The sequence below is a fragment of the Bradyrhizobium sp. genome (assembly GCF_049586575.1).
In the GTDB taxonomy this organism is placed as follows: Bacteria; Pseudomonadota; Alphaproteobacteria; order Rhizobiales; family Xanthobacteraceae; genus Bradyrhizobium.
The window spans coordinates 1-9,653 of the sequence record NZ_JBAVCF010000229.1 but is presented as its reverse complement, the minus strand read 5'-3'; the positions used below and the strand labels follow the sequence as shown (position 1 = coordinate 9,653).

Here is a 9,653-nt window from a genome sequence, read left to right as displayed (position 1 = left end):
ACGAGATCATCGCCGAGGAATTCGCCTCCCCCGACCTGGAACTCGCCTGGCTCGACGAAGACGAAGCTGACCCGAAGGGCATGGAGGCGGTCCTCGAAGGCCGCGTCAAACTCGGCGCCCTCACCCTTAACGAAATGCGCGATGCGCTGGGGCTTGATCCGTACGCCAACGCTGCCGCCGACCGGGCGATGGTGCTGACCGCCACTGGTTACGTGCCGATCGAGGCGAATGCGAATGGGAACGGCAATTCGCCAGCCAAAGAGGTTCGAGCGGACATAGGCGCTCAATCTAGACTGGTTGTCAAAACCTACAATGCCGACCAACCTCGCGTGCCGGCCGGAAATTCCGATGGCGGCCAATGGACAAGCGAAGGCGGCGGTTCCTCGCCAAGCGGCTCATTGGATGCGTCAGGTAGAACGGTAGACGGCGACTCATTCAAGCAACCCGGCCCCTTACCCCAAGACGTTGTGGCGTCGGGGCCGCAATATGCCGTGCGTGATACGAGTAATCGCACGGATGCCAGCCATACCGATCCAGTTCAGGGGGCTCGGGCCACCGGTCTGCTCTGGGCGACACGAAACCCGACGATTGACAAGACATCGACGACGCTCCTCCTTCTTCTCAACGACGTTTTCGACAGAGCCGGACCTAGTGGTGACCTTTCGCCCACGCAATATGGTACTAAGATTCACAAGGAGTTTGCTTCCGCCGTGGAAGCTGAAGGGCTTCCAGGCGTCCAAGTCGAACAAACGTTCGGTGGCGCCTATTATGGAGCGCCGGGCAGCGTACGAACCGATGTCTTGTTGCGTGATGCTGCGGGCGCAATAACTGCGATCTACGATCTAAAAACCGGAGATGCTCGGCTGGAGCCGTGGAGAGTAAGGGAACTCCGAGCTAAGACAGGTACGACGCCCGGAACCTATGTATTTGAAATAAACGTAGAACGCGGCGTTGTGTTGAAATACCGCAGTCAGCTTGCAGGTTTGTCGTTTGCTGGGGGGGCAATGGAGGAGTTGAATGTCGATGGAGATTTGCGTGCTGTCCGATATGCAGCTCAATTCGATCTCTGAATGGCAAGAGGCAATTGATAGTGAAGGTTTTGAGCTTCGATTATCCCAGCATGAGTCATTTTCGGATATGAAGGGCTTCCTGCCGTCAATCTTGCGCACGGAGCCGACAGGTTTCGAATGCTTCCATGTTAGTCCGCGAGAACTGATCGAAACTTATGACAACATTCAATTCGGTCATGAGTGGAAATTCGCAATTGAGTTGCTCTGGGAAGGCGACCACACTCAGATGCAGGCGGCTTGCATGGCGGCTGCTGCTTATGCTCGCGCTACTTCGGGTGTGGTATTTGATCCCCAAGCCAGCCAGGTGCTGAGCGCGGCGCAAGCCTTTGAAATGGTCCAGGACAACGAACGCTTCGTGTCTGGGCTAAAGACGGAGCAGCGGAACTCGCAAGACCAATCGTAACCGGGCTAGGACCTCATCGACGAAATCATCGCTGAAGAATTTGCCTCCCCCGACCTGGCACTCGCCTGGCTCGACGAAGACGAAGCTGACCCGAAGGGCATGGAGGCGGTCCTCGAAGGCCGCGTCAAACTCGGCGCCCTCACCCTCAACGAAATGCGCGATGCGCTGGGGCTTGACCCCTACGCCAACGCTGCCGCCGATCGGCCGAGGGTGCTGATCGCCATCGGCTACGTGCCGATTCGAGGTGAATGGGGGTGGGGTCGCCGAAGAATTCGCCATCCCCGACCTTGAACTCGCCTGGCTCGACGAGGACGAGGACGAGGCCGACCCGACCTAGCGCGGGCCGTTGCCCCAAGCGACCGAACAATGCGAGCGGCCCCCCGAGCGGTCGGTGCGCAAAGTGCGCTGGCCGCCGACGCGTGCGCTCAGCTTCAGACCATTCATGAGGAGCATCCGATGGACGACATGAATATCTTCATTCCGATCACCAAGGTCGATGCGGCGCGGCGACTGGTGTATGGCGTCGTCACCGCAGAGGCGCCGGATATCGCCGGCGAGGTGTGCGATTACGCTTCGACCAAGCCGCTTTATCAGAAATGGTCGCAGAAATTCGCCGACGCGACCGACGGCAAGAGCTTCGGCAATTTGCGCGCCATGCATTCAAACATTGCCGCCGGCAAGCTCGTCGATATTGCCTACGATGACGCGCACAAGCGTATCGAAATCTGCGGCAAGGTGGTCGACGATGCCGAATGGGCCAAGGTGGAGGAGGGCGTTTACACTGGCTTTTCCCAGGGCGGCCGTTATCTCAAGCGATGGCCGGATCCGGATGAGCCCAAGCTCATGCGTTACACGGCCGAGCCGGTGGAAGTCTCGCTGGTCGACCACCCCTGCCTTCCGGAAGCAACCTTCGCGGTGGTCAAGGCCGACGGCTCGACCGAGTTGCGCAAGTTCAAGGCGGGCGATTGGCAGGAACCGCTTTCCGAAGCGTCATTGCGCGTGGAGCGAAGCAATCCAGCGTTTGACGCATCCGAATCTGGATTGCTTCGTCGCCCTGTTGGGGCTTCTCGCAATGACGAGGCAGTCGGCAAAGTCGGCGCGCGGCATTCCAAGGCCGACAAGGCGCGCATCAAACAAAGCCACGATCTTCTCGTTGCGCTCGATCCGGATTGCTGCCCCGGCGCGGATATCCCTGGAGCGAATGTCGAGCCGCAACCGGAATTTTCTCCGCAGGCCGGCGAGCATGGCGACGCGTTCGACGGCGGCGGCGAGGCGGAAAAACTGGCCAAGAGCCTCGAACGCTCGTTGCAGCAGACTTTGGCCAAGGCGCTCGGCGGCTTGCAGACTCGCATGGACGACTTCGGCGCGCGGTTGAAGAGGATCGAGGACCAGCCGCTGCCGCTCGGCACCACGTCGGTGCGCGTCGCCGACAAAGCCGAAGACGCGATTTTCCCGCAGCAGCCGGAAGCGCTGCTTGACCGGCCCGGCGCGCTCGAAGCGCTGGCCGACGCCGCCATTCGCAAGGCGCAGGCGCAGCCGATGCGCGCCATTCCGGGCTTTCGTCCGCGGCAGGGATAGGTCGACTCTCCGATCGTCATTCCGGGGCGCGAGCGACAGCTCGCGAGCCCGGAATCCATAACCACAGGTCAGCGAATATGGATTCCGGACTTGCCGCTGCGCGGCAATCCGGAATGACGGATGAACTTTGACATTACCAACCACACAGGAACGGAACCACACTCATGTATCAACAAAACCTCACCCATGTTCTCGCCAAATCGGCGCTGCCGCGTTCGGTGCAGGACTACAACGCCGCGCTCAGCAACGCATCGAGCTTCCTGCATGAGATCGAGAAGGCGCACGCCAATCCGCTGCCGGGCGATCCGCTCTCGAAGAGCACATTTTCGGAATCCAATTCGCCGACGTCAGGCCTGACCTATTACGATCTCGAGACAGGGGCCAAGTTCGTCTATCCGCTGCTCACGCCGCTGCGCAACGAGATCCCGCGCGTCTCCGGCAAGGGCGGCATCCAGGCCAACTGGCGCGCGGTGACCGGGATCAACACCACGGGGCTGCGCATCGGCGTGTCCGGCGGCAATCGCGGCGGCGTGCAGGCGGTGTCGACGGCCGATTACAGCGCCGCCTACAAGGGCATCGGCATCGAAACCTCGGTCGATTTCGAGGCGCAATATGCCGGCATGGGCTTTGACGATGTGAAGGCGATCGGCGCCAAGGTCGGGCTCGAAGCCTGCATGTTGGGCGAGGAGCTGTTGATTCTCGGCGGCGACACGTCGGTGGCGCTCGGCACCACGCCGACGCCGACGCTGGTGCCGTCGACGACCGGCGGCAGCCTCACAGCGGCCGCGAGTCCCTACAGCGTGATCTGCGCGGCGCTTACGCTCGACGGAGTCGTCAACGGCAGCATCGCGGGCGGTGTCCAAGGGGCGATCACGCGCAGCAATGCCGACGGCTCGTCGGACACGTTCGGCGGCGGTGCCGCGGGCAAGTCGGCGAACGCCACCGTTTCGATTGCATCCGGCACCACCGGCTCAATCGCCGCCGCCGTGACGGCGGTCCCCGGCGCGCTCGGCTACGCCTGGTTCTGGGGCGCGGCCGGTTCGGAGGTGCTCGGCGCGATCACCACGATCAATTCGCTGGTCATCACCGCGAACGCAACCGGCACGCAGACCGCGGCCTCGCTCGGCTCGAGCGACAATTCCACCAACGCGCTGGTGTTCGACGGCCTCCTGTATCAGGCCTTCAAGTCCGGCTCGAACGCCTATGTGAGTTATCTCGCGACCGGCACCGCCGGCACCGGCTCGACGCTCACCGGCGACGGCTCAGGCGGCATCGTCGAAGTCGACGCCGCGCTGAAGAACCGCTGGGACAATTACCGGCTGTCGCCCGACACGATGTGGGTGTCGTCGCAGGTCGCGCAGAACCTTTCGGCCAAGATCCTGGCCGGCGGGGTCAACGCGGCACAGCGCTTCGTGTTCGACGCCGATCAGGGCGCGCTCGGCGGCGGCGTGATGGTGCGCAGCTATCTCAACAAGTTCTCCATGGCGGGGCCGAAGACGCTCGACATCCGCATCCATCCCAACATGCCGGCCGGCACCATCCTGATGACGTCGCGCACCTTGCCGTATCCGCTCTCCAATATCGGCAACGTCATGCAGGTTCGCACCCGGCAGGATTACTATCAGATCGAGTGGCCGCCGCGCGCCCGCCGCTACGAGTCCGGCGTCTATGCCGACGAGGTGCTGCAGCACTATTTCCCGCCATCGATGGCGGTGATCAGCAACATCGCCGCGGGGTAGCGGCGCGACGTGCTGCTGACCAGCTATCCTTCGCATTGTCATGCGCGGGCTTGACTCGCGCATCCATGCTGCCGCGCCGCCGCATTGATTGCCGGATCAAGTCCGGCAATGACGAGTTTGATATTTCAAGCTGAGAATTCCCTCCCATGAAACTGAAAGCGCCTCCAGGCGCCGGCGATCCGTGCGTCGCCGGCGTCACTCTCGCACCGCGTGATGGTCTCTACGACGTCGAAGCCGAGATCGGCGCGCTGCTGATCGGATGCTTTGGCTTCGTCGAATTCGTCGCCAGCGCGCCGGCGAAGCCCGCGCCCGCAGCCGCCGCATTGCGGCAGCCGCCCGCAGCAAAGCCGAAGCTCATGCATCCCGCATGGCGCAACGGGCCGGTTTCGAAAAAGTCGTAAGCGGAGATCCGGCACAATGGCCGCCTCAGACCTCGCCATCCTCGCCGACGTGAAAACCTGGCTCGCAGGCTCGAGCGGCATTGGCTCGACCGACGACGCGCTGTTGTCGCGGCTGATCACCGACGTGAGCGGCGCGATCACGGCGTATCTCGGCCGGCCGTCGCTCACGCCGCGGACGCTGACCGAGAGACTCGATGGCAACGGCAGAATGCGGTTGTTCCTCTCGCATTATCCGGTGCTGCAAATCAGCTCGCTTGCCATCGATAATGTCGCGATTCCGGCGGCGGCGCCGCCGGCCACCGGCGCGCCGCACCCGCTCGGCTATCTGCTGGAGCCGTGGGATGGTTTGCCGCCAGGCCGCCCCCAGGCGCTTGACCTGTTTGAGCTGTCGTTTCGCCGCGGCCGACAGAACGTTGTTGCGGCTTACAGCGCAGGTTACGCGGTCGAAGGGGAGGGGGCGACCGTACCCGGCGCACCCGGGCCTTATAATGTGTCCGTTGGGGCGCCTTTCGGGCCGTGGGCGAGCGACGCCGGCGTCACCTATGCCGATGGCGTGGCGCTGACCGCTGTGGCCGGAACGCCTGACGCTGGACAATATAATGTGTCGAGCGGGGTTTACGGCTTCGCCGCCGCCGATGCCGGCACCGTCGTCCTGCTCTCCTATGGCTTCATCCCGGCCGCGATCAACAACGCCTGCATTGAATGGGTAGCGGAGCGTTACCGCTATCGCACCCGGATCGGACAAAGCGCGCAGACCGTGGCCGGCCAGCAGACTGCCTCATACAGCCTCAAAGACATTCCGGATTTCATCCGCGCCTCGCTCGATCCGTATCGCAGCGTAGTGGTTGGGTAGGCAAACGAATGTTTGATGTCTCCCTTAATGACACCGCCACAGCCGCACTCGGCGCGATGCCGGAGCGAATCCGCGCGGCGCTCGTCGCGAAGGCCGGCGCGCTCGCCGCGAAACTGCAAGTCAAGATCGGGCAGACGCTGTCCGGCGAGGTGTTGCAGATGAAAAGCGGGGCGCTCGCTGGCTCGATCGGCGTGACAATCGAGGAGACCTCAGGTGGCGTCGCCGTGCGCCTCGCCACGTCGGCCGACGTCAAATACGCAGCCATCCACGAATTTGGCGGCGTGATCCCGCCGCACGAGATCGTACCGGACAAGGCGAAGGCCCTCGCATTCCTGGTCGGGGGCAAGCAAGCCTTCGCCGCGCGCGTGAACTTGCCGGCGATCGCGATGCCAGAGCGAAGCTACATGCGCACGTCGCTTGCCGAGATGGCGGACGACATCCGTGACGAGTTAGCCGCTACGGCCATAGAGGCCATCCAATAAGCACGTGACCAGCGGCGGCTAGCGCTTTCTTCTTTCACATCACGCGACTTCTCAATGGGGTCTGATCGCAATGCTCGCGATGCCGGGGTTGCGTGTCTTTTCGCTTGCCGCAAAGCAGGGGAGCGAGGGCATATCGTGTGATGTCGACGGCGTTTTTGTCGGCGGCATTCCCATTCTGCAACCGCCTGGCGCCGGAAATGCCCTTTGGAGAGTTCGCCCCCTCGTCGAACTCAACAAAGAACTCACTGGACGCTATCGGCTTCCAATCAACATTGCCGCGAAAGCGAGCGGCTTCGCTTTGATTGCGGCGGCGTTCAATCGTGGCGACGTCGCCATGGCGGCCATTGCGGCCGTGCAGATGCAAATTCCCGATCCGCCGCCGCTCGCGCAACGCGCGGAAAGCCGAGGCGAGATTGCGCGTTGCGCTCGAGAACTCATTCGCAGCGGCTTGCTCAAATTTTTCTGGGACCCTGCCCAGCATCCGCGTGCCGGTGTGCCGCCAAATCCAGGCTGGTTCGAATTAGTCACCGACAAACCCGGTCCTCTCGAGCCCGTTCCCATCGTGGTGATCGGCAATCCGGCGGATAAGCCGTGGGAGCCGCCGCCCGAGGCTGAAGGCGAGGGAGCTGAAAATGCACCCCGCGGAATCCTTGAGCTTCCGCGCCTAGGAGGATCGCCAAGTGCTTCAGGCCCAAGTACAGCGCCAAAGCCGCCCGTACCCATTGACGCTCAGCCGAGCCTTCCATTCCCGGATGGTTTACCGCCACAGCTTGCACCTTATGTCCCCGGCGAAAAAACCTCCGGAATTTTGTATACCCCGGGAGGGTCGCCTATCCCATTGCAAAGCGGCTACGCTGGACCAGCAGCAGCAATGCAAGGAACTGCAGGTTATGACAGGTACACACTTTCCCATGTTGAAGGACATGCAGCGGCTCTTATGCGATAAGAGGGAATTACAGAAGGGACGCTTTATATCAACAATCGTAAAATTTGTAGTAGTTGCCAACGCTTGCTTCCGACGATGCTCGCGCCCGGCACTACTCTAAATGTTGTGCTCCCGGACAACACGATTGTTCAATTCACAGGGATCGGCCCATGATTGTCGTTCGATACAAGAATCAACAAAACGAATCAGATCCAATGAACGATATCGCGATCACGTCCAAGAAGGAGCTTTCCGATCTGCTGCGGGCTAGACGACACAATACACCATTTCTAGCTCGCCTTTCGGGAGACAACGGCTTTGAGATCATGCTTGGTATCGGAGGGCAAGTCGGATGTGCCCAACACAGCCGATCCGATGGCAGTTTGCCGTATCTCATGGCGCATTCCACCAACCCACCGATGACGAACGGCGACGTCGAATTCCTAACTGCGGATACGCCGACGCCGGTCCCAGCTGCAGAAATCATTAGTTTTGAAGAGCTTGAGCAAGTTGCGCTCCATTTCCTTGAGACCGGAGAGAGGAGCAGCTCAGTTTTGTGGGAGCCGCTGTGATGCCCGTCGAGCCGTTGGAAAACTGCGTATATTGAGGTATCCGCAATGCCAACCCGCGAACAAATCTCCGTTGCCTTCTTCGATCTCATTACCGGAGCGGCCGATTTCACCGCTACCAGCCGGCGCTTCGTGCATTGGGATCAGGTCAACGAGACGCAGATGCCATTTCTGACCATGCTCAAGAGCGGCGAGGTGCGCGGCCGGCAGGCCGAGGGGTTGCCGACGCTCACCATCAACGCGCACGTCTTTATCTATCTGTCGGCTGGGATGGACCCGAAGGATGTTCCCGATACCGCGATGAACGCGCTGCTTGACGCTATCGACGTTGCGGTGGCGCCGAGCGGCGCCGACGCGCTCGCCGGCAACAAGCAGACGCTTGGCGGCCTCGTATCGCACTGCTATCCGCTCGGCCCGGTATTCATCGACACCGGCGATACCGACGGCAAGGCGGTCGCGGCGATCCCGTTCCAGATTCTGGTGCCCTAGCGGCAAGCGCAGCCTTTTAACGCGAGTAGCGAGTGGCGAATAGCGAGGGGCGCTTTCCCTACTCGCTATTCGCCATTCGCCATTCGCGATTCGCTTTCCCACACATTCCGACCCAGGAGAACCACCATGACCCAATTCGCCTTCGGCAGCGGCACGCTGATCGGCAAGCGCACCGACGTGAGCGGGCAGCCGCCGGCGCTGCTCGGCACCTTGCAGGACGTATCGCTCGATTTCGACCGCAAAATCGAGACGCTGCTCGGTCAGTACAACATGGCGGTCGCCGCCGGCAGTGGCGAGTTCAAGATCACCGGGAAGGCCAAGTTCGCCCGCCTGCAGTCGACGCAGATCAACAATCTGTTCCTCGGCCAGACGCTGACGGCGAACAGCATGGTGGAGATGACGACGGGCGAGACCGGCACTGTCGCTTCGGCCGCGATCACGGTCGCCAACGGCGCGAATTTCGTCGAGGATTTCGGTGTGTTCTACGCCACGACCGGCGTGCAGCTCACCCCGATCGGGTCTTCGCCGGCGCAAGGCCAGTACGTCGCACCGTCCGGAAGCCCCGGGACCTACACCTTCGCTTCGGCTGATAACGGCGCTGCGGTGCTGATCTATTACAGCTACACAATTACGTCCGGTAACAAGATCAGCCTCGCCAATCAGCTTACCGGCCCGCTGCCGATGTTCGAAGTGTCGCTGAAGGAAACGTTCAATTATTTCGGCACGAGCAAGGACCTGGTGGTGAAGCTCAATGCCTGCGTGGCGCCAAAGCTGTCGCTGCCGTTCTCCAACCAGAAATTCACCGTCGCGGAGTTCGACTTCCAGGCCATCGCCGATGCCTCGAACAATATCGGCACCATCAGTCTGAGCGAGTAGATGGGCCGCTTGACGTCACGGCTCGGCGAAAAGAGGTTTTGCCTCGTCGAAGACGGGCTTTGGCAACATGCGCAATTCATCGACCACGTAGGGCAGATGCTGCATATATTGGACAACGAGTTGCGCTACGGCCTGCGCTTGCGCCGCGTCGTTGCGCCGCTTTGCCGGCTCGCGGTCCTTGCGTTTCGATAGCCAGAACTTGTGTGCTGCCCAGATCCGGGGGTCGGTCGTCACGACGCGGCATGCTTCGCCTCGTTCGTCGATGGCG

General features: G+C 61.7%; 12 protein-coding genes and 1 pseudogene. 12 read left to right on the top strand and 1 reads right to left on the bottom strand.

Annotation, left to right across the window (positions count from 1 at the left end):
• The 12 genes and pseudogenes from WB528_RS08830 to WB528_RS08775 form a co-directional block, all read left to right on the top strand.
• A pseudogene (locus WB528_RS08830) lies at positions 1–1,070 on the top strand (hypothetical protein); the annotation flags it as partial.
• Positions 1,018–1,473, top strand: coding sequence for a hypothetical protein (locus WB528_RS08825; protein WP_423888039.1), 456 nt, complete (start codon positions 1,018–1,020; stop codon positions 1,471–1,473). The pseudogene WB528_RS08830 and the gene WB528_RS08825, both read left to right, overlap by 53 nt.
• A 456-nt stretch (positions 1,474–1,929) precedes the next feature.
• On the top strand, positions 1,930–3,051 hold the full coding sequence (locus tag WB528_RS08820) for a hypothetical protein (protein ID WP_423888038.1): 1,122 nt from the start codon (positions 1,930–1,932) through the stop codon (positions 3,049–3,051).
• 164 nt (positions 3,052–3,215) lie between these two features.
• Positions 3,216–4,790: a hypothetical protein gene (locus WB528_RS08815; RefSeq protein WP_423888037.1), complete on the top strand. Its 1,575-nt coding sequence runs from the start codon at positions 3,216–3,218 to the stop codon at positions 4,788–4,790.
• 146 nt (positions 4,791–4,936) lie between these two features.
• Positions 4,937–5,191: a hypothetical protein gene (locus WB528_RS08810; RefSeq protein ID WP_423888036.1), complete on the top strand. Its 255-nt coding sequence runs from the start codon at positions 4,937–4,939 to the stop codon at positions 5,189–5,191.
• Positions 5,192–5,207: 16 nt separating this feature from the next.
• The gene (locus WB528_RS08805) at positions 5,208–6,044 is read left to right on the top strand and encodes a hypothetical protein (RefSeq protein ID WP_423888035.1); all 837 of its coding nucleotides are present in this window, start codon (positions 5,208–5,210) and stop codon (positions 6,042–6,044) included.
• Between the two features lie 8 nt (positions 6,045–6,052).
• Positions 6,053–6,526 (top strand): hypothetical protein, encoded by a 474-nt coding sequence (locus tag WB528_RS08800; RefSeq protein WP_423888034.1) that lies wholly within the window; start codon positions 6,053–6,055, stop codon positions 6,524–6,526.
• 70 nt (positions 6,527–6,596) lie between these two features.
• A complete protein-coding gene (locus tag WB528_RS08795) occupies positions 6,597–7,472 on the top strand; it encodes a hypothetical protein (protein WP_423888033.1) in 876 nt (291 codons plus the stop codon).
• A gap of 6 nt (positions 7,473–7,478) precedes the next feature.
• Complete coding sequence (locus WB528_RS08790) at positions 7,479–7,625, top strand: DddA-like double-stranded DNA deaminase toxin (protein ID WP_423888040.1); 147 nt, start codon at positions 7,479–7,481, stop codon at positions 7,623–7,625.
• Positions 7,622–8,023 (top strand): Imm1 family immunity protein, encoded by a 402-nt coding sequence (locus WB528_RS08785; RefSeq protein ID WP_423888032.1) that lies wholly within the window; start codon positions 7,622–7,624, stop codon positions 8,021–8,023. The genes WB528_RS08790 and WB528_RS08785 overlap by 4 nt, the downstream gene beginning before the upstream one ends.
• A gap of 45 nt (positions 8,024–8,068) precedes the next feature.
• The gene (locus WB528_RS08780; RefSeq protein ID WP_423888031.1) at positions 8,069–8,509 is read left to right on the top strand and encodes a hypothetical protein; all 441 of its coding nucleotides are present in this window, start codon (positions 8,069–8,071) and stop codon (positions 8,507–8,509) included.
• 126 nt (positions 8,510–8,635) lie between these two features.
• Positions 8,636–9,385, top strand: coding sequence for a hypothetical protein (locus WB528_RS08775; RefSeq protein WP_423888030.1), 750 nt, complete (start codon positions 8,636–8,638; stop codon positions 9,383–9,385).
• A 15-nt stretch (positions 9,386–9,400) separates the two neighbouring features.
• On the opposite strand, the gene WB528_RS08770 is transcribed toward WB528_RS08775, so the two are convergent.
• Positions 9,401–9,653, bottom strand: a 253-nt coding sequence (locus WB528_RS08770) for a GSU2403 family nucleotidyltransferase fold protein (RefSeq protein ID WP_423888029.1), incomplete at its 5' end; no start/stop codon positions are given.